We start from the raw sequence: 24,050 nt of genomic DNA on the forward strand, positions 1-24,050 counted from the left end.
ACGGGTCCGCGGGCTCGTGCTCTAAGCTGCTGAAACCAAAGGATTTTTGGGGGGGATATCTGCCGAGCTCGTGGCGGCGCGCGGTCGGCTGCGCGCGCGGAGCCCATGCGATCCCACGTGCGTCGCGAACAAAAACGAAGAGGCCCCTCGCGCGAAGCGAAGGGCCTCTCGGGCTCTTGTGTCTATCGAGCCTTCGACCTCAGGAGCAGCCCATCGAGTTGCCGCAGTTGAGGCACTTGTAACATGCACCGTTTCGCACGGTGATGTGACCGCACACGTCGCACACGGGTGCGTCGCCCATCATCGCGTCGAGCTGCGCGTCGAGCGGGGAGGCCGCCTGCGCTTCCTCGTGGCGCCCGGGCATCTTCTGCTCGAGCGACTCGGACATCATCGCGCTCCGCCCGATCGACAGGCGCGTGCTCGAGAGGCTCTCCGTCTCGGGATCCTCGGAGGCCCCACCGCCGACGAAGCCGACGTGCTGCGCTTCGCCCTCGGGCTTCACGTGCGCGAGGTCGTACCGACCGAGGTACTCGACGCCGAGCACGCGGAAGAGGTAGTCGACGATGCTCGTGGAGAGCTTCACGTAGGGGTGACCCTCGACCTGCCCCTGCGGCTCGAAGCGCGTGAACGTAAACTGGTTCACGTACGTCTCGAGCGGCACGCCGTACTGCAGGCCGATCGACACGCTCATGGCGAAGCAGTTCATGAGGGAGCGGAACGCGGCGCCCTCCTTGTGCATGTCGATGAAGATTTCTCCGAGCGTCCCGTCCTCGTACTGGCCGGTGCGGAGGAAGATCTTGTGCCCACCGACGCGCGCCTCTTGCGTGAAGCCTACACGCTTCTTGGGGAGGCGGACGCGGAGGCCCTCGGGGCGGCCCTTCATCGGGAGCGCGAGCTGGGTCGCGTCTTGCGGCGCGGACGTGCGCGGGATGGGGGTGAGCGTCTCTTGGGCGGCGGCCTTCGTGTCGGCCTTGGCCTTCGCGGCGTCGTCCTCTTTGTTCTTGCTCGACGTCGAGAGCGGCTGCGACGCCTTGCACCCGTCGCGGTAGAGCGCGACGGCCTTGAGCCCGAGGCGCCAGCCCTCTTCGTAGACCTTCGCGACCTCTTCGACCGACGCGTCGTTCGGGAGGTTCACGGTCTTCGAGATGGCACCGGAGAGGAACGGCTGCACCGCCGCCATCATCTTCACGTGCGACATGGGCTCGAGGTACCGCTCGCCCGACTTGCCGCAGCGGTTCGCGCAGTCGAACACCGGGTAGTGGGCGGGCTTCAGGTACGGCGCGCCCTCGATCGTCATCCGACCGATGATCTCGTCGCTCGCCTCTTCGATCTGGCTCTTCGTGAAGCCGAGCTGCTCGAGGAAGGGCTTCTTGCCGCGCTGATCCTTGCTGATCCCGAGGCGGTCGTACGTCTCCTCGCCGAGGACCCACGGGCCGAAGGCGAACTCGAGGTCGAACACGCCGGGGAGGGCGGTCTCGGCCTTCGCGAGGTCGGCGTCGGTGAGGCCGCGCTCCTTGAGGGTGCGGCGGTTCACGTGCGGGGCGCCGAGCAGCGTGTTGGTGCCCGAGACGAAGGCCACGATCTCTTGCGTCTCGGCCTCGGAGTACCCGAGCTTGCGGAGGGCGGCCGGGACCGATTGGTTGACGATCTTGAAGTAGCCGCCGCCGGCGAGCTTCTTGAACTTCACGAGGGCGAAGTCGGGCTCGACGCCGGTGGTGTCGCAGTCCATGAGGAGGCCGATCGTGCCCGTGGGCGCGAGCACGGTGGCCTGCGCGTTGCGGTAGCCGTGCTTCTCGCCGAGCGCGAGGGCCTGGTCCCAGTCCTCGCACGCCGCGCGGTAGAGCGACGTCGGGCAGTGCTCGCGGTGGATCTGGTAGGCCGCGTCGCGGTGCATGCCCATCACGCGGAGCATGGGCTCACGGTTCTTGGCGAAGCCGTTGAACGGCCCCTTCGTCTCGGCCATGGCGGCCGACGTGGCGTACGCCTGCCCGCACATGATCGCCGTGATGGCGGCCGAGATCGCGCGGCCCTCGTCCGAGTCGTACGGCACGCCCATCTGCATGAGCATCGAGCCGAGGTTCGCGTAGCCGAGCCCGAGCGGGCGGTAGTCGTGGCTGTTCTTGGCGATCTCCTTCGTCGGATACGACGAGAGATCGACCAGGATCTCCTGCGCGACGAAGAAGGTGCGGCAGGCGTGGCGGAAGCCGTCGACGTCGAACCACTCGCCGTTCGCGGCGTCCGAGTGGAGGAACTTCGTGAGGTTGATGCTCGCGAGGTTGCAGGCCGTGTCGTCCAAGAACATGTACTCGGAGCACGGGTTCGAGCCGCGGATTTTCCCGCTGTTCGGGCAGGTGTGCCACCGGTTGATGGTGCTGTCGTACTGCACGCCCGGGTCGGCGCAGCCCCACGCGGCCTCGGCCACCTGGCGCCACACGTCCTTCGCGTCGAGCGTCTCGCAGACCTCGCCCGTGGTGCGCATGATCGTCTGCCAGGTGCCGCCGGCGAGGGCCGCCTTCATGAACTCGTCGGTCACGCGGATCGAGTTGTTCGAGTTCTGGCCCGAGATGGTGTGGTACGCTTCACCGTTGAAATCACTGGAGTATCCGGCGGAGATGAGGGCGTGGGCCTTCTTCTCTTCGCGGACCTTCCAGTTGATGAAATCGACGATCTCGGGGTGGTCCATGTCGAGGCAGACCATCTTGGCCGCGCGGCGCGTGGTGCCGCCCGACTTGGTCGCGCCGGCCGCGCGGTCGAACACCTCGAGGAAGCTCATGAGGCCGCTCGACGTGCCGCCGCCGGAGAGCTTCTCCTGCTTGCCGCGGATGGAGCTGAAGTTCGAGCCGGTGCCGGAGCCGTACTTGAAGAGGCGCGCCTCGCTCTTGATGAGCTCGTAGATGCTCATGAGGTCGTCGTTGACGCTCTGGATGAAGCACGCCGAGCACTGCGGGCGCTCGTACGCGTTCGTCGTCTCGAGCACGTCGTTCGTGCGCGAGTCGGCGTCGAGGTCGAAGGCCCACGAGCCGCCCGAGCCCTCGATCCCGTACTCGTGGAAGAGGCCGCAGTTGAACCACACGGGCGAGTTGAAGGCGCCGTGCTGGTGGACGAGCAGGTACGAGAGCTCGGCCTCGAAAGCGTCGGCGTCGCCCTTGCTGGCGAAGTAGCCGCCGAAGCGCTCGCCGGCCTCGCGGATGGTGTGGGCGATGCGGTGCACCACCTGGCGAACGCTGCGCTCGCCCTCTTCCTTCTTGCCGTGGAGGCCGGCCTTACGGAAGTACTTCGAGATGACGATGTCGGTCGCGAGCTGGCTCCACGTGGAGGGGATCTCGGCGCCCTCCATCTTGAAGACGATGGACCCGTCGGGGTTCGTGATGATGGACGAGCGGCGCTCGTAGACGAGGCTCGTCCCGTCGGGGCCCGGCGAGCCCGCGTCGAGCGGGTCGTGCCCGGCCTTCGTGAGGACGCGCGAGAACACCATGCCGCGGGGACGCTTGGTCACGCTGGCGGTGCGCTTCGTCTGCGCCGTCTTCGTTTGTGCCTTCTTCGCGCTCTTGCCCGTCTGCGTGCCCATGCTGCTGATGAACCCTCGCGTGCCCATGCTCCCGCCGTTCGTCGATTGTGCCATCTGCCGAAACCCTCCGCTTTTCACCGCACCGCGCCCGTGGACGCCGGTCCGAACATCGCCATCTGGCCCGAGGCCGCCCGCCCGTGTGCCCTCGCCGCGATCGGCGGGGAAGCCCCGAAGCCCGCGCGGTGCCCGAGGGCGCCGCGTTCAGCAGGGTTCAGGTGTCGTCGTGTCGTCCGTTCAGCACTACGAGACGCACGTACCCCTCGAAGCCACTTTTCAGGGTGGCCCCTCGTGGGGTTCGTGATGCCTCGACCGGGGGCCCCCGGAGTCCCGGTGGCGCCCGCGACCCCGCACGGGCGGGGTACCCAGACTCTTTAGCCCCTAGATACGGGGCCGCGCAAGCGGAATGGATACTCCATCCGGTAGGTGTGGGCCAGGTGCCCGGAATCCTTGGGACACTGAACCCACGAAGCGCGTTGAACACAGGTCTCCCGGAAGCCATGCCCAGGTTGTTCAGGGGTTTTCCACAGGCTGGAGAGACCGACGCGGGCAGGGTAGGCTCACGCGATGGCGGTCTCGTGGCGTGGCGTGCGGCCGGGGAAGGTCCTGTCCCTCGTGTCTCTCGTCGTGTCCCTCGCGGCCTGTCGGGAGAGCCCGGCGCCCGCGCCCACTCCGCCGATCGACGCCGGGCCTCGCGTCGGCGAGGTGGTGGACTGCCGAACGCACCTCGCGAACCTCGCGACGGGCGAGGTCGTGGCGAAGGCACCTCCGTTCGCGGCCGTAGCGGTCGAGGGAGGCGCCGTCGTGCTGCGCGAAGGAGGCGTCGAGAGCTTTCGTACGCCGCTCTTCGATGGCGGCGCCGCGCCGGCCGGGGACCTCGGGGCGGGTGCGGTCCTCGCGCACAAGGTGGTCGCGCTCGCGGGGCAGCGTGTCCACGTGCTCGAGCGGAGCACGGGCGCGGTTGCCTACGCGATCCCGGCCGAGGGTGCTCGCTCGGTGCTGGCGCTGCCGGGCGACCTCGTGCTGGTCGGCTGGCCCGATCGCGTGGTCGGGTACGCCGCCAAGACGGGGCGTGAGGTCTTTCGTGTCCCCACACGAGGCGCCTTCGCGCCGCCCGAGCTCGCCGACGAGAAGCTCGTCGTGCTGCGCAGCACCTCCGAGGAGAAGCTCGTGATCGTGGATCCCCCCCGCGCGAAGGGGACGGTCGCCACGCCGTCCGACGCCCGACGCGAGCTCCCCGTCCGCGGTCTCGCCGTGTTCGCGGCGCGCGCCGTGCCGGGGGATCTCTTCGTCGTCACGCCGAAGGAGCTCTTGCACGTGGCGCACGGCGCCGAGGGGGCTCTGTCGGGAGCTGTCGCGCAGCGCGCCGAGGTGCCGTTCGGAGCGGCGCGCGCCGTCACGGTGCTCGACACCGAGGACCTCGTGGCGCTCGCGGCGTTCGATCCGCTCGCCCCGACGGACGTCGCCCTCGTCGTGCTCCGCGCGCGCGGCGAGTCGCTGCGCGAGGCTTACCGGCTCGTCGTCAAGGCGCACCCCGAAGCGCGCGCGTGCACCCCTCGCGTCGCCCTCGGCAAGCCGTCCTCGGAGCTCGTCATCGCCGTCGCCTGCGGAGCGCGCTCCGTCGTCGTCACGGTCGACGCCGCGACGGGCGCCCCTCGTCGACGCGTCGAGCAGGCCGCCCCCTCGTCGCCCACGCCGTGACCTCCTCGACACGGCGAGGGTGCATCTCCACACCGACTTGGAAAGTCAGCGTGCGGCGTCGATGTTGAGTCGCACGGCCTTCTCGATGCGATCGAGGGCCGCCTTCGGATCGCCCGTCCCGTTGCCGACCACCGCGAAGACGAGCGCTTTCCCCGCGGAGAGCTTCACGATGCCGGCGAGCGATTTCACGCCGCCCCCGTCCTCGTAGTAGGTGCCCGTCTTCGCGAAGAGCTTCCCCTCGAGGCCCGAAAAACGCGACACGAGCGTCGACGAGACCCCGGGCTGCGCGAGCATGTCGAGGAACGTGTCGCGTTTCGGATCGGCGTTCACGTCCTCGAGGAGGGTCGTGAGGTCGTCGATGGTGAGCACGTTGCCCGAGTCGAGCCCCGACCCGTCCTTCATGGTGAACGTCGACGAGAGCCCCACCCCCTGCTCGCCGAGGTAGCTTCGCGTGGCAGGGATGGCGTCGCGCATGCGGAGGGCCGAGGTGGGCGTCGTCTGCGCGGTGCACGCGGCGTCGTAGCCGCGGATCTTCTCGCCGTTTTGGCACATCGCGAGGTTCGCGAGGTTGTTCTTGCTGGCGCGTAGCATGAGCGTGAGGGTGCTCGCCCGGGTGGAGCCGGTCTTGAAGGCGGTCCAGCCGGTGAAGAGCTTGAAGGTCGACGCGCCCATCAGCTTCTGCGCGGTCTTGTCCTCCGAGAGGACCGTCTTCCTCCCGGCTTCGTCGAGCACCTCGAAGCGAAACCCCCACGTGCCGCGTCCGAGGCCGTCGCGGGTGTCGTCCGCGAGGGTACGGATCCCGACGGAGCCCTCGGTGAACGGGAGCCCGGCCGGCGCGACGCCGCTTTGCGCGCGTGTGAGGCTCTCTTCGTTCTCGAAGTTGGTGCGGTTCGCGTTCGCCTGGGCGAGCAGTTTCTCGGCGCGGGCCTCGGCGTCTTCGGCGGTCAGGCCCTCGAGGCCCTCACCCGCAAGATCGTCGGGATCGCCCGCCGTCTCGGCGGAGCAGCCCGTGACGAAGAGACCCAGGGCGAGCGTGACCGTGGAAGCGACGAAGCGAGACGAGATCATGACCCCACACCGTACCAACTCGTCCCGCCGAGGAAACGTCCTTTTCGTGCCTCGAACGCATGGTGCCCGCGCTTTTCGGCGTTCTTGACGCGCCCGCCTACGCCATCGAGCCGGGGTGCGTCATGCGTCGAGGCGAAGCTTCGGCTTCTTGGGGTGGCGCTTGTAGAGGAGAAATGTGCGCCCGAGCACCTGGGCGAGCGTGGCCTCGGCGGCCTTGGCGAGCTCCGACGCGACCTCTTTGCGATCGACCGGGGCCTCGGTCAGGACGCGCACCTTGATGAGCTCGTGGGCGAGGAGCGCCGCTCGGCACGCCTCGACGACACCCTCGGTGAGGCCGTCCTTGCCGATGGCGAGCACCGGGTCGAGGTCGTGGCCGAGGCCGCGGAGCACACGCTTCGCGCCGGACGTCTCGGGGTCGACGTACGGAACGCGCGTGTCCTCTGGCTTCTTCTGTTTGTTTCGCCGAACGGGCTTACGACGGGGCCGGCGCTCGGGGGCGGAGTCTCGGGGCATGGGGGAGCCGATACCACGAAACGAGCGGGTGTGGGTCTCAGGGCGCCTTCGCGGCGCAGCCCGGGGCGAGGGTGAGGGTGACCGTGCCCGCCGCGGACGCTACGAGCGCGCCCTCCGGCTTGAGCGAGACCTTGCAGGATGCGCCCGACTTCGAGGCGGCGAGCGAGTAGTGGCCCTTCGGCGCGAGGCCCATGACGACGTGGGTCGTCGCCGCCTCGGAGACCTCGTACGAGACCTCGGCCGGCTTGGCTTGGGGCCCGTCTTTCGTGAAGAGATACGCCTCGTTGTCGAGGCGCGCGCCGTCGACGCCCTTGCCCTCGACGGCCTCGGCCGCGAGCTTCCCGTCCCCCGAGCCGCCCGACGCGATCACGTGGAGGAAGCGCCGCTCGGTCCCGCCCTTCGGCGACGCGTTCTCGAGCCGGAGGCCCAACATCCCCTTCGCGGGGTCGTCCTTCTTGAAGATGTCGTCCGTCTTGATGGACGGCTCCTTCACGAGCTTGAACGTGGTGCCCTTCGGGAGGAGCGCGGTGAGCTCGGCGCTCGAGGCCCCGGCGTCGACCCGGTAGGCCGCCCCTTGCCCCTTCGGTTGGGCGCCGGGATGGATGGCGAACGTCACGCCGTAGCTGCCCTTGCGGACCGTGACCCGGTCGTACACGACGACCCTCGCGGCGCCCGGGCTCCGGCTCTGGGAGGCGGGCGCGCGTGACACGACGACCGCGCGCTCGGCGCGGGTCACGCTCCGTGCTTTCCCCGAGTCGTGCGGCGCGTCGTACGCGGCCGAGTACTCGACCTCGCCGTACACGAACCGGCCCGTGTCCTCGAAGCGGCGCATGCCGACTTTTTGCCCGTAAATGGCCTGGTTGGGCGTCTTTTCCATGTTCTCGCCGGCGTCGTCGACGAGGATGCAGTTGTGCGCGCTCGTGGCGTTCGAGTCGTAGTCGCCTGGGTCGGTGAAGAGCAGGTCGCCGCCGCGGACCACCTCGAAGTGACCTTGGTCGGAGTGCTGGTGATCGGCCCAGAGCGGCGAGGCTTGGAGCGAGACCCACGTGGCGGTCTTGGCCCAGTCGGTGCGCGCGAAGAAGGTGCCCGTGCCCCGTGAGAGGTAGCTCAGAGGCCCTTGGCGAAGCTCGTCGGTCGCCACCTTCGGGTCGTCCGCGAGGAGCTCGAGCCACGCGATGGGTTGCCCCTCGGGGTTCCGCGTGGCGCGCGCGAGGGAGAGGGCGCGCTTCTTCACCACGGGATCGTGGTGGGCCACGGAGATGGCGAAGTACGGGGCCGGGTTCGGCTTCGCGGGCTTCTCGCTCCAGTCGGCCGAGTCGTGCATGGTGCGACCCTCGGGGTGAGTCGCGTGGATCTGGAAGGCGAGCGTCTCGCGCAGCCAGGGGAGCTCGTCGGCGAGCTTCGGGTTTCCGCCGGGGGCGCGGGACTCGGCGTCCACGTAGAGGGCCATCGAGGTGGCGATCGTGCGCGCGTACTGGAAGCCCTCGGGGAAATCGCCCCCCGCGAGCGCCGTGTAGGCCGGAATTACCTCTTTTTTCCACATCTTGCGGGCGATCCCGCGGAGCTCGGCGGCGCGAGGATCGTCGCCCGCGAAGGCAGCCCCCGAGGCCGCGATCGACGCGAAGTGCCCCATGTAGTGGTTGCCGATCGCGGCGGTGTTCCGGTACCCGGCCTTCCGGTACCACTTCCCGTACCCGTAGAGGCGCGTGACGATCTTCTTCTTGGCCGCGTCGGTGAGGGCGGGGTTTCCGTAGAGCCAGTCGTAGACGAGCGCCGGTGCCACGCCGCGGTGGCGGATCGAGTAGCCGTCGGCGTGCTCGACCATCTTCTCGCCGCCCTTGCCGTCGCCGAGCTTCTGCGCGTCCTCGACGAGGCCCACCGCGTAGCGCACCGCGGCCTTCGCGAACTTGGGGTTATCGGTCACGAGCGCGCACATGGCGAGGTTCGTCGCGGCGTGCGCCCAGTCTTCGCTCTCGTAGCCCGCCTCCGTCTTCTCGGCGACGGCCTCGTTGCAGGACGACTCGAGCTCGTGCCACACGGGGTTGTCGTCCTTCGCGCGCGCCTTGAGCGCCGGGATGGTCTCCTTGCGGACGAGGATGCGCGGATGCGGCCACGTGCCGGGGGCCGGATCGGGGACGGGGGTCGCGTCGCGATCGTCTTGGGGCGACGCCGACCCGTTGCCGCCGAGGCCCTTGTACGTGCCGGGCGCGACGTCCGCTCCGCTGCCCCCCTCGGCGCCGCCCGGATCGGGCGGCAGGCCGTCGGCCGAGAACGACGGGGCGGGCCCCGGATCTTTGTCGAACGGGGAGACGAAGTGGCGCTTGCAGGCCGGGAGCAGGCCGAGCGAGGTGAGCCCGAAGAAGGCTACAAAAGTCCGTAGTTTCATGGTCTTACACCTCACGAGGCGCGCCGCGGTTCACGGCTTCTGGAGCAAGAGGGTGAAGCTCTGGGCCAACATGCCGAGGGAGAGGCCGAGCGGACGGATGGCCCTCTGGACGAGCTCTGCGGCGGTGCGCTTGGTCGGCGAGAGGCCGGCCTTCTCTTTGGCGTCGAGCAGCATACGGCTCCCGTCCGCCAAGCACAGGTCGCGGTATCCGGGGAACCCTCGCTTCACGCGGAAGGGGGTCACGCTCCGCGTGAGCTCGCCGCGCACCGGGTCGGGCAGGTAGTTGAGGAGCCAGCGCTTCGTGTGGGTGTCGCGGGGCCAGAGCCGGTTCGACGTGCCGAGCACCATCACGATGCCCGAGGGCGCCACGACACGATCGAGCTCGGCGAGCACGGCGGGGAGCTCTCGCGAGCGTACGTACTCGAGCACGCTGTTGCACACGACGATGTCGAACGACGCGTCAGCGAAGGGGAGGGCGCGGGTGTCGGCGACGTGGCGAAAGTCGATGCGCCCCTCGGCGCCGTAGCGGGCCGCGTTCACCTTGGCGAGCTCGATGGTCGGCGCGTGCACGTCGATCCCGGTGACCTTGGCCCCGAGGGCGTCCAGCACGATCGCGGAGGCGCCGATGTGGCACCCGAACTCGAGGACACGTTTGCCCTCGACGCCGCCGGGCACCTCGAGGAAAAGGTGGCGGCCCTTGCGCCACTCGTAGTCGACGTAGCCGCCCACGAACGTCCCGGCCGGATCGTGCCCTTGTGCACGCGCGAGGGCGGCGAACTCCCGATCCCGCTCCTCGCTCACGACCGTGGGTTTGCCCATTTCGCCCGCGCCCCGGCCCTCGCTCATGGATCTCGGGTATCACGCCCGAACGCGCCGACCAAGGGTCAAAAAGGCGGGCGCGGCGCCGCCGAGGCGGTTGACGTCGGGGGTTTGGGGGGGAAGTCTTCGGCCATGCGTCTCGAGAGAGCTCTCCGTCTCGTTCCGGCCTTCGTCGTCGTCGGGGGCCTCGTCGCCCTTCCGAGCTTGGCTCGCGCCGCGACCTACGAGGTCGGTCCCGGAAAACCGTTCCGCGAGATCACCGAGGTCACGGCGCGCCTCAAGGCCGGCGACGTGGTCGAGATCCAGGGCAACGCGTCCTACAAGGCGTTCGAGATCGAGAGCCAAGGCACCGAGACCGCGCCCATCACGTTTCGTGGGGTGCGCGTCGCGGGGAAACGCCCGCTCGTCGCAGGCGGCGAGATCACCATCCTCGTGCTCGGCAACCACGTCGTGCTCGAGGGCCTCGAGGTGTCGGGGGGCACGCAGGACTGCGTCGTCCACCGCGCTCACGGGACGGTGCTCCGCGACGACGTCGTCCACGGCTGCCCGAGGCACGGCATCCTCGGGACCGACACCGACTCGGGCTCCATCACGATGGAGTACGTCGAAGTGTACGACGCGGGCGCCGACCGCCCGAGCGAGTCGCTCAAGCACCCCGTGTATATTGCAACCGACGAGCGCGCCCACCCCGGCTCGGTCTTCCGGATGCAACACTGTTACGTGCACGACGCGAACGGCGGAAACTCCGTGAAGTCGCGCGCCGAGCGCAACGAAATCTACGGCAACTGGCTCGAGGGCGGGCAGTACTACGAGCTCGAGCTCATCGGCCCCGACGACGGCGACACCCTCACGGCCCCTCGGGAGGACGGCGACGTCGTCGGCAACGTGTTCTTCCAGACGAAGTCCGAGAGCTACGTGGTGCGCATCGGAGGGGACGGCTCGGGGAGGACGGGCGGGCGGTACCGCTTCGTCAACAACACGTTCGTCCATGCGGCGAACGAGGGCAATTTCGGGGCGTTCCGGTTCTCGTATTCGCTCGAGTCCGTCGAGCTTTACAACAACGTCTTCGTGAGCCCGAGGCCGATCGAGTACCTCGCGCGGGAGACGGAGCTCCAGTGGGTGAGCGGTCGCCGCGTCGCCGGCGCGAACAACTGGGTCACCACCGGGACCACCAACATCCCCGAGGGCCTCACCGGCACGATCTTCGGGACGGACCCGGGCTTCGTCGACCTCGCGAAGCGCGACGTGCGCCCGAAGGCCGAGAGTCCCCTCGTCGACAAGGGCGCCGCCACGACCGCGCGCACCGACGCGTACGCGATCCCTCGGCCCCTCGCCAAACCCACGCACACGCCTCCGCTCCGGGTGCTACCCGCGCTCGGCAAGGCCACCGTGCGCGCCTCGGTCGGCGCCATCGACATCGGGGCCTACGAGTACGGGAGCGCGACCGAGGAGCCCGGCGTCCCCGGCACAGAGCCGCCGACCCCACCGGGGACACCAGGGGCCGACGGGGGCCTCTCGGGCGACGGGGGCCCGACTACGAGCGCCGACCCGAGCGACTCGGGGTGCACGTGCGAGGCGGCGGGGGCAAAGGCGAACGGGCGCGCGCCCCTCGTCGGAGGCCTCGCGTTCGTCGGCCTCGCGGTGAGCGCGGCGGCCCGCCGGCGTGGCTCCCGGCGAGCGCGGCGAATCGTCGAAAAGTAGAGCCTTATCGGGGACTTAGCTGCTTCGTTTGCGCCGCCCGAGGGCGCGGACGAAGAGCCCCGTGGCGAAGGCGCCCACGGCGAACGCGAGGCCCGCGCCACCGGCCCCACCACCCGTCGTGTCGCACGAGCAGCCCGAGGCGTCGGCGGCCTTCGATGCTCCCCCATCCGCGCCCGCGTCTCCGGCGGCCGCGCCCCCACCGCACGGGAGCACGGTCACGTCGGCGGCGACCGCGGGTGCGTTCACCGAGGCTCCGGCGAGGCGGACGAGGAGCTCGGCTTTGACCGCGCGCTCGTCGGTCGGGCACTCGACGAACACGTCGGTCTCGTAGGTTCCGTCGGGTCGGGCGGCCTCGTACGTGAGCGGACCCGACTCGAAACCGTCGAGGGTGGCGCGGAAGCCCAAGTACGGCACGAAGGGGAGCACCTCGGGCGCGGGCTTGTAGACGATGTGCACGCGCGAGACCTCTTTCTTCACGGTGCACGCGCCGCCGTCCTCCGGGTTCGGCACGTCGCGCATCTCGACCTTCTTTTCGCCGATCTCGAGGGTGCCCATTTTGGTGGGCTTGGGTGCGGCCTCGCCCGTCTTGATTTCGGCCGTGACGGGTGGGGGTTGCGTCGAGCCGGTGGCGCACTGTTGATCGAAGCGCACCTTGTACGTGCGGTTCGCGCGGAGCCCGCCTGCGGGCTTCAGCACTTTGTAGCGTTCGTCGGCGAGGTCGTCGTCGAGGCTCGACGGCACGACGTTGCCCTGGTCGTCGATGACCTCGGCGTTCGGACCGTAGTAGCGCGGCGGGATCGGATCGCCCGCGTCGTCGACTCCGCTCGACGGGGCCGACGAGACGTATTTTCCCTGGGTCGCGCGGTATACGATGCCGTCGGCGCTCGCGGGGATGGTGCCTCCGGAGGCGAGGAGCACACCCGTGACACACTCCGGCTTGGGGCAGTTTCCTGCCTCGGCGCGCGGCGCACCGAAGGCGAGGGCGAGGGCGGAGGAGAGACCTAGGGCCCACACGGCAACGGAGCGTGCGTGGCGCGAGCGTGCAAGAGAGCGCATGGCGAAGAGCATCGCACGGATCTCCTCTCCGGGCGAGCGGCGGCGAAGGGGCTCGTCCCGTTCGGCGAGGCCTCGTTCCCCGGTCGTTTTTCGCATCTTTTTCCCAGCTAGAGCGCGCCTGGATACGTTACCGTCGACGGCCATGGGAGCGAGTGACAAGTCGGGGATCGAGGCGCGCCTCCGCACCTGGGTGAAGCCCATCGCGAAGAAGATCCTCTACGGGCAGGCCGTCCAACCTGGGCCGGGCACACGGTGGATCTACCGTGCGGTCGCGAGCGCCGACTTCTACGTCCGCGAGGCCTACGAGCTCGCGCGTCGGAGCCTCGTCGCCACCCCTGCGTTCCTCACGCAGTGCGAGTCGTACGGCGAGCGCATCGAGATCGACAGGCTCCCTTACATCCAAGGCTCACCGCGCATCCAGCTCGGGAGCGACATTCGCTTCTCGGGCCAGGTTGGCATCCAAGGGAACGCGCAGCGAAAGCCGGTCCTCAAGCTCGGAAACGGGATCTTCATCGGCCACGGCACCACGTTCGTCATCGCCGACCGCATCGAGATCGGCGACTTCGTGTCGATCGGCGGCGGCTCCTACATCACCGACACCGACGGCCACGCGAACTACAACCCGAACCGCCCCATCTGGGAGGTCCCCGCGACCGACGCCGAGATCGCCCCGGTCATCATCGAGGACAACGTCCAGATCAGCCGCGACGTCACCATCCTGCGCGGCGTTCGCATCGGCGCGCGCGCCATCATCGGCGCGGGCTCCGTGGTCCGGAGCGACATCCCGCCCGACTCGGTGGTCGCCGGCAACCCGGCCCGTGTCGTGAAGCGCATCGTGGCCGAGGGGGCAGCCGCCGCGCCCCCCGCTGCCCCCAAAAACGAGACCTGAGCGAAGGCTAAAAAGGCAATAAAACCATGGACTTCTCCAAGCTCGACCTCGAGGCGATCGCCAAGGAGCACAAGACCCCGCTCTACGTCTACGACATGGACGCGGCCATCGCGCAGGCGCGCGCGCTCCGTGCGGCGCTCCCGTCGTGCATCGATCTCCTCTATTGCGCGAAGGCGAACGCCAACAAGGCCGTGCTCTCCGGGTTCATCCCGCACGTCTCCGGCCTCGACATCTCGAGCGCGGGCGAGCTCGATCTCGCCGTCGCGGTCGGATGGAAGCCGAGCGTCATGAGCTTCGCCGGCCCCGGCAAGAGCGAGGACGAGCTCGAGCGCGCGATCTCCGCCGGGGTCCACGTCATCTCGGTCGAGAGCCCCACCGAGCTCCGGCGCGCTTCGGCCATCGCCACGCGGCTCGGCAAAGAGCAGAGCATCACGCTCCGCGTGAACCCGATGAGCGCGCCGAAGGAGTTCCCCATGAAGATGGGCGGGCTCCCTTCGCAGTTCGGCGTCCCCGAGGAGCAGGCCGACGAGGTCATGGCCGAGGCGCTCCGTACGAAGGGCATTCGGGTCGTCGGTGTGCACGTCTTCTCCGGGACGAACTGCCTCGAGCCCCGCGCCATCGTCGACAACGCTCAAGGCACGCTCGCCATCGCGTCGCGGCTCGCGGAGGCCCACGATCTCCAGCCCGAGATCGTGAACCTCGGCGGCGGGTTCGGCGTCCCGTATTTTCCGGGCCAAGAGCCGATGGACGTCGCGGCCCTCGGCAAGGCCGTGGGGGACGCCGTGTCCGTGTTCCGCGAACAAAACCCGAGGTTCGCGAAGACCCGCTTCTTGCTCGAGCTCGGGCGCTTCATGGTCGCCGAGTTCGGCATCTACGTGACGCGCGTGCTCGACGTGAAAGAGACCCGCGGCAAGCGCTTCGCCATCCTCGACGGCGGCATGCACCACTGCTTCCCGGCGACGGGCAACTTCGGTCAGGTCATCAAGAAGAACTTCCCGGTCGCGAACGCGTCCCGCCCCGGCGAAAAGACCGAGCCCCACGAGATCGTCGGCCCCCTCTGCACCCCGATCGACTCGATGGCCCGCGCCCTCGAGCTCGCCCGCGCCGAGATCGGCGACCTGGTCGTCTTCGATCGCTGCGGCGCCTACAGCTACGCCGCGAGCCCGCTCCTCTTCCTGAGCCACGACACCCCGCCCGAGCTCGTGCTCCAGGACGGCCGCATCACGCTCGTCCGCCCGCGGAGACCGGCCTCGTACTTCCAGTGATCGGCGCGGCGGGGGCGATCCCTCGGGTGCGTTTCGACGGTCGGGCGCCTTTCCGCGGGGCGGGCCGTTTTTCACGCCTCGCCCTGGCGTCGCGCGCGTCTATACTCGCGCCATGTCCACGAAGGCCGAGATCCGCGAAAAAATCCGTTCGTTCATCCTCGAGAGCTACATGGCGGGGCTCGACCCGTCCGGCCTGAAAGACGACGTGTCGCTCGAGCGCTCGCACATCGTCGACTCGGCGCGCGTGCTCGAGCTCATTCTCTTCCTCGAAGAGACCTTCGGCCTCGAGGTCACGAACGACGACGCGACCCCCGAGAACTTCGACACGGTCGACGCCATCGTCGGCTTCGTGGCCGGCAAGGTCGGCGCCGCGAGCTGAGCGCGTCCCCTCGGCGCGCGCGGCCGAGGTCATCCTGTTTTGGTGCGAGGAGAGGGAACATGCACGTATCGATTCCGACGATGCTCGACGAGTACCTCGAGCGAAATGCCCAGAAGCATCCCGAGAAGACGGCGCTCATCTTCAAAGACCGCCGTGAGAGCTGGGGCGCGGTCGACACGACGGCGAACCGCCTCGCCCACCTGCTCCGCAGCCTCGGGGTCGCGCGCCAAGATCGCGTCGTGCTCTTCCTCGACAACAACGTCGAGATGGCCGCGAGCCTCTGGGGCATCCTCCGCGCCGACGCGATCTTCAGCCCGATCAACGCGCAGACGAAGGTCGACAAGCTCATTTACATGTTGAACGACTGCCGCGCCCGCGCCGTCGTGACCGACATCGCGCTCGAGAGTGTCTACAAAGAGGCCTTCACGAAGACGCCGCACCTGAAACATGCGCTGGTCGTGGGCCTCGAAGAAGAGGGCCACAAGGTCGGCGACGTCGAGCTCGTCCCGTTCGCGAAGGCCATCGCCGCGCAGACGACCGAGCGTCCGCGCGGGGTGAACATCCCCATCGATCTCGCGGCCATCATCTACACCTCGGGATCCACGGGCGACCCGAAGGGCGTCATGCTCACGCACCACGCGATGGTGTCGGCCACCGAGTCGATCACGACGTACCTCGAGAACAAGCCCGACGACATCGTCATCAACTTGCTCCCGCTCTCGTTCGACTACGGCCTCTACCAGTGGATCAACGCGAACCAGTTCGGCGGCACGCTGGTGCTCGAGCAGTCGTTCTCGTACCCCGGGCCCATCCTGAAGCGCATCACGGAGCTCAAGGTGACGGGGCTCCCGGTGGTGCCGACGATCGCGTCGATCCTGAAGCAGTACGAGGCGAAGGGGCTCGTGTTGCCCACGGTCGAGTACGTGACGAACACCGCGGCGGCCCTCTCGGGCTCGCACATCGCGACGCTCAAGGCCATCTGCCCGAACGCCCGCATTTACTCGATGTACGGCCTCACCGAGTGCAAGCGCGTCTCGTACTTGCCTCCGTCCGAGATCGATCGCCGCCCCGACTCGGTCGGCAAGGCCATGCCGAACCTCGAGACGTACATCGCCGATCCCGTCACCGGAAAGCGCCTCCCGCCGAACACGCCCGGCGAGCTCGTCGTGCGGAGCCCGCAGGTCATGAAGGGTTACTGGGAGAAGCCCGAGTCGACCGCGAAGCGCCTCAAGCCGAGCCCCGAGATCCCGAACGAGATGCACCTCTTCACCGGTGACACCTTCCGCATGGACGAAGAGGGCTACCTCTATTTCGTGGCCCGCACCGACGACATCATCAAGTCGCGCGGCGAGAAGGTCTCTCCGAAAGAGGTCGAGAACGTCATCTACGGCATCCCCGGCGTGGTCGACGCGGCCGTCGTGGGTCGCGCGGACGACGTGCTCGGTCAGGCCGTGCACGCCTACATCGTCGTGACCGACGAGATGATCGAGAACGGCAAAGCCAAGCTCGTGCCCGCGCAGGTGCAGCAGGTCGTCGGGCAGAAGCTCGAGCCCTTCATGGTGCCCAAGTTCGTCACGTTCCTGAAAGAGATGCAGAAGACCACGAGCAACAAAATCTCGAAGACGAACCTCGAGGACTTCGCCAAGTCGACGTACCTCTCGGGGGACAAGCCTTGGGATAAGTGAACGTATTTATTGAATAAATCGGGGTGGCGCCGGAGAGGTGCCACCCCGTTTTTCGTCGCGCCGGCGCCGTGTCAATCGCTGCAGCCGACGCCGTCGTCGACCACGTCGATGCCCGGAGTCAGCACCGTGCCCTTCGAGCCGTCGCGCTCGACCACGGTGAGCTCGTGTTTGCCCTGCGGGTTGTTCGGAGACTCGAGCCACAGAATGCCGAAGCGCCCGTCGGGGAGAGGGCAGGGGGCGACCGAGTTGTTGAAGTTTTTTGCGATCGCCGTGGGCGCACCGCCGGCCTTCGGCAGGAGCCACACGATCTCGGGGGAGGTCTGCCCCACGGGCCAGGCCGCTTCGAAGAGGAGGCCGTCGAGGCCCTCGTGGGGGTTCTGCACGTGGTTTTGGCGTGGGTTCGGCAGCGCGTCGCGCCCCACGAGCTTCTTGAAGCCCGAGCCCGTCACGCTCACCTCGCAGGCGTCGTTGATGCCGCCCTCGGGGTAGGCGACCTGGCCGCAGTCGAACGTGACCCGCTGGCCGTCGAACGTGAGGGCGGCCATGTTGTTGTACGGGTAGGGCGAGGCGGCCGTGAGGAGCTGTTTCGCCGACCAGCCGTTGCCCTGGCGCCGCGTCACCCAGAGGTCCATGCGGTGCGGGCCGCCGGTGGCGGGGAACACGATGAGGTCGCCGTTCGACGTGATCGCCGACATGCCCTCCGGGTAGATCTCCTCGCCGCCCGGTTTCACGGCCTCGCCGCTCGAGAGGTCGCGTGTCACGCGGACGAGGCACTCGCTCTGGCACCCGAAGCGTGAGGCCGCGAACACGAGCCACGCGCCGTCGAGGCTCGCGGCAGGGTAGCGGTCGCGGCTGCCGCGGCTCACGCGATCGAGCGCGAGGCTGATGTTCTCGGCCTGCGCGCCTTGTTTCGCCGCGATCCGGAGGATGCGGTTTCCGAGCGTGTAATAGAAGTGCCCTCCGCCGGACGTCGGCAGCGGGGGAGGAGGCGGCGGGGGATCCACGATCGCGCCGTCCTCCAGCACGATGGGGCCCGAGTCGCCCGAGGCCGTACCCGTGGCGGTCGCCGTGGCGGCCGCGTCCCCCTCGATCGCGGCATCGTCGGCGCCGCACGCGGCGGACGCCCCTCCGACGAGGGTGGCCGAGACGAGCGCGAGCGAGGGGAAGAAAAGAGAGCGGCTCATGCGCGAAGCGTAGCGTCACCGCCGAGGGATGGCTCGTCCATTTCCCCCCTCGCGGCTTACACGACCGCAAGACCCGGCGCGTCGGAGCTCAATCGAGCTCGTGGGCCCCGTACGCCACGGGCGCCGACCGCGTCGTCCCGTAGTAGTCCTTCGGGACGAGCGGCGAAGGCTGTCCCGCGCCCGTCTTGAGCAGCCCGAGCACGCTCGGCTTGAGCTTCCATCCGGCGCGAAAGAGCTCTTGGGTGCCCTGATCGGGCTCGGTCATTTGGCCGTCGATGACGAGGCCCACCGCGCCCCACTTCCCGTCGTATTGTGCATCCTGCACGCAATCGGGATCGCCGGCGCAGCTCGAGCGAATGAACTTGTTGTTGCGGAAGGTGCCGCCGACGCCGGTCTTCGTCTGCGGGTTGTACGGGACGACATCCTTCAGGGCGCGGTAGATCTCGGTGGGGGGAGACTCGATGCCGGGGCCAGGCGACGCGTGAATGGCGATGAGCGCAGGCCCCGTGAAGTTCACGAACGCGTTGTCCTCGGCGAGCTCGACGCTGTTGTCGGCCTCGACCAGGGTGAACCCGAACGAGCTGTTCGACTCCGGTCCTCCTCCATGGGCAATGAGGAGGTTCTTCTGGATGATCGCCTTCTCGTACCCGATGGCCAGATAGAAGGGGCGCACGATGTCCCACCCCGTTCCGCCCTTCTGCGAGCCCACGTCGCCCGTCCGCGCAGGATCCCCAGAGACGGTGATGACCGTGTTGTGGATCAACCGTGCGCCGAGCCCGCGGTCGTCGAGCATGAGCCCCGTGGCGTTGCGCTCGTTGTAGAAGCGATCTTGGGTCGTCTTCACGCCGGGGGACTCGGTCTGCGTGAGGAGCCCGCCCGAGTGGACCATGTTGTTCGCGATGAGCGCGTCGCGCGAGCGGTCGACGCGGATGCCGCGGACGAAGACCTGGCTGCGGTCGGGGTTCCCCTCTTTCGACGGAGGGTCCATGAAGACGTCGCCGCCGTAGACGCGGTTCCGTTCGATGCGGAGGCGCTCCGACTCGCTCGCGAGGATGCCCCATGAGAGGCACGACTCCCAGCACTTCGTCATGCCGCCCTTGATCACGTTGTCGGTGATGATGAGATCCGTCTCGCCGACCGCGAGGATGCCGGCCGCGGCCGTGTAGCCGTTCGCGTCGGTGCGGGGCTCGTCCCACGTAATGAAGTTCTTCGTGATGTGCCGCCCGCCCACCGACGCGACCGTGATCGCCACCGCGCCGTCGGCCCCGTTGCCCGAGCCGCCGGAGATTTTGTTCTCTTCGACGTCGATGTCGCCCGCGCCCTGCAGGTACATGCCGTAACTGCCCGTACCTATTCCGTTTCCGGGCGAAGGCATGGCCGGGTCGAGGCACTTCCCGGTGCCGCCGTGGATGTCGTTGTGGAAGAAGCGCGGCGAGCCCTCGACGACCCAGACGGCCATGCTGCCGAAGCCGTTGTCGCAGACGCCTGCGCCGCCCTTGATTTTGTTGTTCAGGATGGTCGGTGCGGTGCCATCGGAGATGACGAGCCCCACCGAGCCGGACGTGCCGCCGCCGCCGTCGATCGTGAAGCCCTCGAGGACGACGTCGCGATCGATGCGCGTGCCTTCGCGGCGAATGGCGTACGCGAGCGCCTGGATGTTGTCCTTCGTGTAGGCGCCGTTCTGGATGATGGTCTCGTTGGTGGCGGGGAAGCCCTTCTCGTAGCCGAAGTCGGGCGCTCGCTCGAAGGAGCCGCAGTCGTAGCCGCCGCGGAGGTTCATCGGGTGACCGACGACGAGGTTCTGCTCCTTGTAGGTGCCCGCGCACACTTTGATGTCGTAGCGGTTGGTGACGGCCGCGTCGGGGCCCGCGTCGGCCGGGGCCACGCCCACACGCGCGGCGGTGACGGCCTCGACCGCGCTCTTGATGGTGGCCTTGGGCTTGTCCTTCGAGCAGCCGTCGTTCTTGTCGTCGCCCTTCGGCGAGACGAACATCACCGGGTCTTTGCAGGGCGGGGGCTTCACGCAGTCTTCGCCCGGGGCGCACGCCACCGTGGCGGCCGCGTCGGCCAGCGTCGAGGGGAGCTCGAGCTCCGAGCAGCCGGAGGCGGCCGCGCCCACCCACCCGACGCCGAGGGCAACACCACCGAAGAAAAGAGCCTTCCGCATGCCTCGAGCATACGGAACGCGCGTCCCGACGTCGAGGGCGCACGACGTCGTCCGAACGGGCCACGCGGACGCACGTGCCCTCGTCGCTCGGCCCGGCCAAGCTCAGAAGAGGCGCGCCGCCGTGTCGTCGGTGAAGAGCCACGCCTCGCGGGGGATGCGCAGGACGGTCCCGTCCCGCACGATTCTCCCGCGATTCTCGAGGTCGCGGAGATCGCGCTCGCGTTCCCGTGTGAAAGGCTCGACCCCGAGGGGCGCGGCCGCGGCGGCGAGATCGAGGCCGCGCGCGAGCCTGAGCCCGAGCATGATGCGCTCCTTCAGGCGCGTCTCGGGGGAGAGGCGCTCCACCTCTTCGGTCGCGGCGGCGTCGCGGCCGTCGCCTTGGTTGACCTTGACGTAGCGCTCGGGCGAGGTGCTGTTCCGGTAGCGTGTGGCGTACGCGCCGTCGTCGTCCTCGAGCGCGCCGACCGCGCCGCAGCCGAGCCCGAGGTACGGCTCACCCCTCCAATAGCCGAGGTTGTGCCGCGCCTCCTCTCCTGGGACGGCGAAATTCGAGATTTCGTAGTGGTGTAGACCACTTGCGACGAGGGTCTCGTCCACCGCGAGGAAGGCCTCGGCGACCCGCCCGTCGTCGGCGAGGGGGAGACGCCCACGCTTCGCGAGCTCTCCGAAGCGCGTCCCGGGCTCGATCGTGAGCTGGTACGCGGAGACGTGGCGGAGCCCGAGGTCCGCGAGGGTCCGAGCCTGGGCGCTCGCGTCCTCCGGGGACTGCTCGGGGAGGCCGAAGATGAGATCGGTCGAGACACGCAGCCCGGGCACCCCGAGGGCCGCGCGGACCGCCGCGAGCGCGCCGTCGGGGTCGTGGAGCCGCCCCAAGAACTTCAGAGCCGCGGCGTCGAGCGACTGGGTCCCGATCGAGAGCCTCCCCACACCCTGATCGGCGAGGGCGCGCGCGCGGTCCTCGTCGAGGGAGGTCGGGTTGCACTCGACGGTGACCTCGACGTCGCGGCCGAGCCGGCCCTCGAACACGGAAAAAATGCCTCGAAGGACGCGCCCGAGCTCGGTCGGGTCCCAGAGGCTCGGCGTGCCACCGCCGAAGAAGACCGAGTCGACCACGAATGGACGGTCACCCGCCGTGAGCGTCCGTGCGCGCCGCCCGAGCTCCGACAGGACGGCGTCGGCGTACCCGCGGTGGTCGATGTCCTCGCGCTTGGCCGCGTAGCTCGTGAAGTCGCAGTAGGGGCACTTCGCGAGGCAGTAGGGAAAGTGCACGTAGACCGAGGCCATCGGTGTCTCCCTTACGCTCCTTCGGGCCTCTCCGCAGCCGAATCGACGCCCATCTCCCCCGCGCGCTCCTCGCGTCTCTAGAGCGTCCCGGCATAAGGACGGGCTTTCGTGCCGCCTCCCCGGGCACCCTCGGGCCGCCGCCGGTTCGTTGCCGCTCGCGTGGCCCGGTGATAGATTGAAGACGAGAGAGATCTGCGTCTCTCCCCCCAAAATGCTTGCCGTAGAAGAACTGATCCACCGCATCCGGGCCTACCAGCCCACGGCCGACGCGGAGCTCATCAAGCGGGCGTACGACTACAGCTTTCGCATGCACGCCGGGCAGATGCGAAAGTCGGGCGACCCCTACTTCATCCACCCCGCGAGCGTGGCCGGCACCATCGCCGACCTCAAGCTCGACACGGCGAGCGTGTGCGCGGGCCTCCTGCACGACGTGGTCGAGGACACCCTCGCCACCACGAAGGACATCGAGCGCGAGTTCGGGGACGAGATCGCCCAGCTCGTGGACGGGGTCACCAAGCTCTCCAAGATCAACTTCACGTCCAAAGAGGACCGCCAAGCGGAGAACTTCCGCAAGATGGTCGTCGCGATGTCGCGGGACATTCGCGTGCTGCTCGTGAAGCTCTGCGACCGCGTCGACAACATGCGGACGATGGAGCACATGAAGCCCGAGGCGCAGGAGCGTATCTCTCGGGAAACCATGGAGATTTACGCCCCCCTGGCGAACCGCCTGGGCATGGCGAACTTCAAGTGCGAGCTCGAGGATCTGGCGTTTCGCTACCTCGAGCCGGACGGGTACACCGAGGTCTCGTCGGGCATCCAGAAGACGAAGAACCAGCGCGAGAAGTACATCACCGAGGTCTGCAAGACGCTCTCGAGCCGGCTCGCCGAGCAGGGCTTCGCGGCCGACGTGTCGGGTCGCGCCAAGCACCTCTACTCGGTGTGGCGCAAGATGAAGCAGAACGACTGCACCATCGAGCAGATCCACGACATCATCGCGTTCCGTGTGATCGTCGAGAGCGTGTCGGATTGTTACGCGGCCCTCGGCGTCATCCACTCGAAGTGGACCCCGGTGCCCGGGCGCTTCAAGGACTACATCGCCCTCCCGAAGCCGAACATGTACCAGTCGCTCCACACGACGGTCATCGGCCCGGGCCGCGAGCGCGTCGAGATCCAGATCCGTACGCAGGACATGCACCGCGTGGCCGAGCGAGGCATCGCGGCCCACTGGAAGTACAAAGAGCGCCACTCCGGCGGCATGAACGAGGACGACGCCGCGCGCTTCGGTTGGCTCAAGAAGCTCATGGAGTGGCAGAAGGATCTCAAGGATCCGGCCGAGTTCCTCGAGGGGGTCAAGGTCGACCTCTTCCAGGACGAGGTCTACGTCTTCACCCCGAAGGGGGACGTGCGCGTTTTTCCTCGCGGAGCGACCCCGATCGACTTCGCCTACCAGATCCACTCGCAGCTCGGCGACCACATCACCGGCGCGCGCGTGAACGGCAAGCTCGAGTCGATCCGGCACAAGCTCCGCAATGGCGACGTCATCGAGGTCGTCACGTCGCCGAGCCAGCAGCCCAGCAAGGACTGGCTCGACTACGCCGCGACGACGAGCGCGCGCGCCAAGATCCGCGCGTTCCTCCGCGCCGAGCACAGAGAGCGGAGCTTCCGGCTCGGCAAGGAGCTCGTCGAGCGCGAGTTCCACAAGGCGAGCGTCTCGTTCTCGAAGCTCCAGAAGAACGAGCTCGAGCTCAAGAAGGTGCTCGAGGCCCTCAAGGTCTCGACGACCGACGAGCTCTTCATCTCGGTCGGGTACGGCAAAATCGACCCTCGCGCGGTGCTGCACGCGGCCGCTCCCCCCACCGAGGACGGCAAGGCGATCGAGGCGCCCGAGAGCATCCGCGAGGGCAGGCTCGCCGGCTTCGTGCGCAAGATCGTCAAGGGCGACGACACCGGCGGCATTCGCCTGAACGGCATCGACGACGTGCTCGTCCGCTACGCGAAATGCTGCAACCCGCTCCCCGGGGACGACATCCTCGGCTTCATCACGCGCGGGCGTGGCATCACGATCCACAGGCGCGGATGCACCAAGGCGTTCGACACCGATCCCGAGCGTCGTGTCGAGATCCAGTGGGACTCGAAGGCCAAGATCAACCGCACCGTGCAGCTCAAGGTCGTCACGCAGAACCGCGTCGGCATCCTCGCCACGGTGGGCTCCACGTTCAGCGCCCAGGGCATCAACATCACCGAGGCGAACTGCCGCGCCGGGGACGACGGGCGCGCGATCAACATCTTCACGTTCATGTGCCAGGATCTGAACCAGCTCAAGAACGTGATGCGCGCCCTCCAGAAGGTCGCGGGCGTCGTCGGGGTCGAGCGCGCCTGAGGCCCAAG

The 24,050-nt window shown here is 68.5% G+C and carries 16 protein-coding genes; 7 read left to right on the forward strand and 9 right to left on the reverse strand.

Annotated elements, in window-relative coordinates:
* Positions 1–199 precede the first annotated feature (199 nt).
* Positions 200–3,568: a vitamin B12-dependent ribonucleotide reductase gene (locus IPK71_19545; protein ID MBK8215928.1), complete on the reverse strand. Its 3,369-nt coding sequence runs from the start codon at positions 3,566–3,568 to the stop codon at positions 200–202.
* A 564-nt stretch (positions 3,569–4,132) separates the two neighbouring features.
* On the opposite strand from IPK71_19545, the gene IPK71_19550 reads away from it, so the two are divergent.
* Entirely contained in the window at positions 4,133–5,266 is a 1,134-nt protein-coding gene (locus IPK71_19550; protein MBK8215929.1) for a hypothetical protein, read from the forward strand.
* Between the two features lie 45 nt (positions 5,267–5,311).
* On the opposite strand, the gene IPK71_19555 is transcribed toward IPK71_19550, so the two are convergent.
* From IPK71_19555 to IPK71_19570, 4 genes are all read right to left on the reverse strand, one after another.
* Entirely contained in the window at positions 5,312–6,334 is a 1,023-nt protein-coding gene (locus IPK71_19555) for a D-alanyl-D-alanine carboxypeptidase (protein MBK8215930.1), read from the reverse strand.
* Positions 6,335–6,454: 120 nt separating this feature from the next.
* Positions 6,455–6,847, reverse strand: a complete 393-nt coding sequence (locus IPK71_19560) for a YhbY family RNA-binding protein (protein ID MBK8215931.1) — start codon at positions 6,845–6,847, stop codon at positions 6,455–6,457.
* A 37-nt stretch (positions 6,848–6,884) separates the two neighbouring features.
* Positions 6,885–9,233 carry a heparinase II/III family protein gene (locus IPK71_19565; GenBank protein ID MBK8215932.1) on the reverse strand — a complete coding sequence of 783 codons (2,349 nt, stop codon included), beginning with the start codon at positions 9,231–9,233 and terminating at the stop codon, positions 6,885–6,887.
* 30 nt (positions 9,234–9,263) lie between these two features.
* The gene (locus IPK71_19570) at positions 9,264–10,079 is read right to left on the reverse strand and encodes a class I SAM-dependent methyltransferase (protein MBK8215933.1); all 816 of its coding nucleotides are present in this window, start codon (positions 10,077–10,079) and stop codon (positions 9,264–9,266) included.
* Positions 10,080–10,184: 105 nt separating this feature from the next.
* Between IPK71_19570 and IPK71_19575 the strand changes: the two genes are divergently transcribed.
* Complete coding sequence (locus IPK71_19575; protein MBK8215934.1) at positions 10,185–11,753, forward strand: hypothetical protein; 1,569 nt, start codon at positions 10,185–10,187, stop codon at positions 11,751–11,753.
* Positions 11,754–11,768: 15 nt separating this feature from the next.
* Here the strand turns inward: IPK71_19575 and IPK71_19580 are convergent, their stop codons facing one another.
* A complete protein-coding gene (locus tag IPK71_19580) occupies positions 11,769–12,809 on the reverse strand; it encodes a hypothetical protein (protein MBK8215935.1) in 1,041 nt (346 codons plus the stop codon).
* A 142-nt stretch (positions 12,810–12,951) separates the two neighbouring features.
* Here IPK71_19580 and IPK71_19585 point away from each other — a divergent pair, with 142 nt between their 5' ends.
* The 4 genes from IPK71_19585 (at position 12,952) to IPK71_19600 (ending at position 17,027) form a co-directional block, all read left to right on the forward strand.
* Positions 12,952–13,698 (forward strand): acyltransferase, encoded by a 747-nt coding sequence (locus IPK71_19585; protein MBK8215936.1) that lies wholly within the window; start codon positions 12,952–12,954, stop codon positions 13,696–13,698.
* A gap of 26 nt (positions 13,699–13,724) precedes the next feature.
* A complete protein-coding gene (locus IPK71_19590; GenBank protein MBK8215937.1) occupies positions 13,725–14,963 on the forward strand; it encodes an alanine racemase in 1,239 nt (412 codons plus the stop codon).
* Between the two features lie 112 nt (positions 14,964–15,075).
* On the forward strand, positions 15,076–15,342 hold the full coding sequence (locus IPK71_19595) for an acyl carrier protein (GenBank protein ID MBK8215938.1): 267 nt from the start codon (positions 15,076–15,078) through the stop codon (positions 15,340–15,342).
* Between the two features lie 80 nt (positions 15,343–15,422).
* Positions 15,423–17,027 carry an AMP-binding protein gene (locus IPK71_19600; GenBank protein MBK8215939.1) on the forward strand — a complete coding sequence of 535 codons (1,605 nt, stop codon included), beginning with the start codon at positions 15,423–15,425 and terminating at the stop codon, positions 17,025–17,027.
* Between the two features lie 71 nt (positions 17,028–17,098).
* Here the strand turns inward: IPK71_19600 and IPK71_19605 are convergent, their stop codons facing one another.
* The 3 genes from IPK71_19605 to hemW all read right to left on the reverse strand — a co-directional run bounded on the left by IPK71_19605 (position 17,099) and on the right by hemW (position 21,662).
* Positions 17,099–18,211 carry a hypothetical protein gene (locus IPK71_19605; protein MBK8215940.1) on the reverse strand — a complete coding sequence of 371 codons (1,113 nt, stop codon included), beginning with the start codon at positions 18,209–18,211 and terminating at the stop codon, positions 17,099–17,101.
* A gap of 88 nt (positions 18,212–18,299) precedes the next feature.
* Entirely contained in the window at positions 18,300–20,378 is a 2,079-nt protein-coding gene (locus IPK71_19610) for a right-handed parallel beta-helix repeat-containing protein (GenBank protein ID MBK8215941.1), read from the reverse strand.
* Between the two features lie 102 nt (positions 20,379–20,480).
* Complete coding sequence (hemW, locus tag IPK71_19615; GenBank protein ID MBK8215942.1) at positions 20,481–21,662, reverse strand: radical SAM family heme chaperone HemW; 1,182 nt, start codon at positions 21,660–21,662, stop codon at positions 20,481–20,483.
* A 211-nt stretch (positions 21,663–21,873) separates the two neighbouring features.
* On the opposite strand from hemW, the gene IPK71_19620 reads away from it, so the two are divergent.
* Positions 21,874–24,042 carry a bifunctional (p)ppGpp synthetase/guanosine-3',5'-bis(diphosphate) 3'-pyrophosphohydrolase gene (locus tag IPK71_19620; GenBank protein MBK8215943.1) on the forward strand — a complete coding sequence of 723 codons (2,169 nt, stop codon included), beginning with the start codon at positions 21,874–21,876 and terminating at the stop codon, positions 24,040–24,042.
* The last annotated feature ends 8 nt before the right edge of the window (positions 24,043–24,050 follow it).

The sequence above is a fragment of the Myxococcales bacterium genome, from assembly GCA_016712525.1.
Classification (GTDB): domain Bacteria; phylum Myxococcota_A; class Polyangia; order Polyangiales; family Polyangiaceae; genus JAAFHV01.

Excerpts from the sequence above, each read along its gene's own strand:
- IPK71_19545 (MBK8215928.1), bottom strand. The coding sequence starts at position 3,568 with ATGGGCACGCAGACGGGCAAGAGCGCGAAGAAGGCACAAACGAAGACG.
- IPK71_19550 (MBK8215929.1), top strand. The coding sequence starts at position 4,133 with ATGGCGGTCTCGTGGCGTGGCGTGCGGCCGGGGAAGGTCCTGTCCCTC.
- IPK71_19555 (MBK8215930.1), bottom strand. The coding sequence starts at position 6,334 with ATGATCTCGTCTCGCTTCGTCGCTTCCACGGTCACGCTCGCCCTGGGT.
- IPK71_19560 (MBK8215931.1), bottom strand. The coding sequence starts at position 6,847 with ATGCCCCGAGACTCCGCCCCCGAGCGCCGGCCCCGTCGTAAGCCCGTT.
- IPK71_19565 (MBK8215932.1), bottom strand. The coding sequence starts at position 9,233 with ATGAAACTACGGACTTTTGTAGCCTTCTTCGGGCTCACCTCGCTCGGC.
- IPK71_19570 (MBK8215933.1), bottom strand. The coding sequence starts at position 10,079 with ATGAGCGAGGGCCGGGGCGCGGGCGAAATGGGCAAACCCACGGTCGTG.
- IPK71_19575 (MBK8215934.1), top strand. The coding sequence starts at position 10,185 with ATGCGTCTCGAGAGAGCTCTCCGTCTCGTTCCGGCCTTCGTCGTCGTC.
- IPK71_19580 (MBK8215935.1), bottom strand. The coding sequence starts at position 12,809 with ATGCGCTCTCTTGCACGCTCGCGCCACGCACGCTCCGTTGCCGTGTGG.
- IPK71_19585 (MBK8215936.1), top strand. The coding sequence starts at position 12,952 with ATGGGAGCGAGTGACAAGTCGGGGATCGAGGCGCGCCTCCGCACCTGG.
- IPK71_19590 (MBK8215937.1), top strand. The coding sequence starts at position 13,725 with ATGGACTTCTCCAAGCTCGACCTCGAGGCGATCGCCAAGGAGCACAAG.
- IPK71_19595 (MBK8215938.1), top strand. The coding sequence starts at position 15,076 with ATGTCCACGAAGGCCGAGATCCGCGAAAAAATCCGTTCGTTCATCCTC.
- IPK71_19600 (MBK8215939.1), top strand. The coding sequence starts at position 15,423 with ATGCTCGACGAGTACCTCGAGCGAAATGCCCAGAAGCATCCCGAGAAG.
- IPK71_19605 (MBK8215940.1), bottom strand. The coding sequence starts at position 18,211 with ATGAGCCGCTCTCTTTTCTTCCCCTCGCTCGCGCTCGTCTCGGCCACC.
- IPK71_19610 (MBK8215941.1), bottom strand. The coding sequence starts at position 20,378 with ATGCGGAAGGCTCTTTTCTTCGGTGGTGTTGCCCTCGGCGTCGGGTGG.
- hemW (MBK8215942.1), bottom strand. The coding sequence starts at position 21,662 with ATGGCCTCGGTCTACGTGCACTTTCCCTACTGCCTCGCGAAGTGCCCC.
- IPK71_19620 (MBK8215943.1), top strand. The coding sequence starts at position 21,874 with ATGCTTGCCGTAGAAGAACTGATCCACCGCATCCGGGCCTACCAGCCC.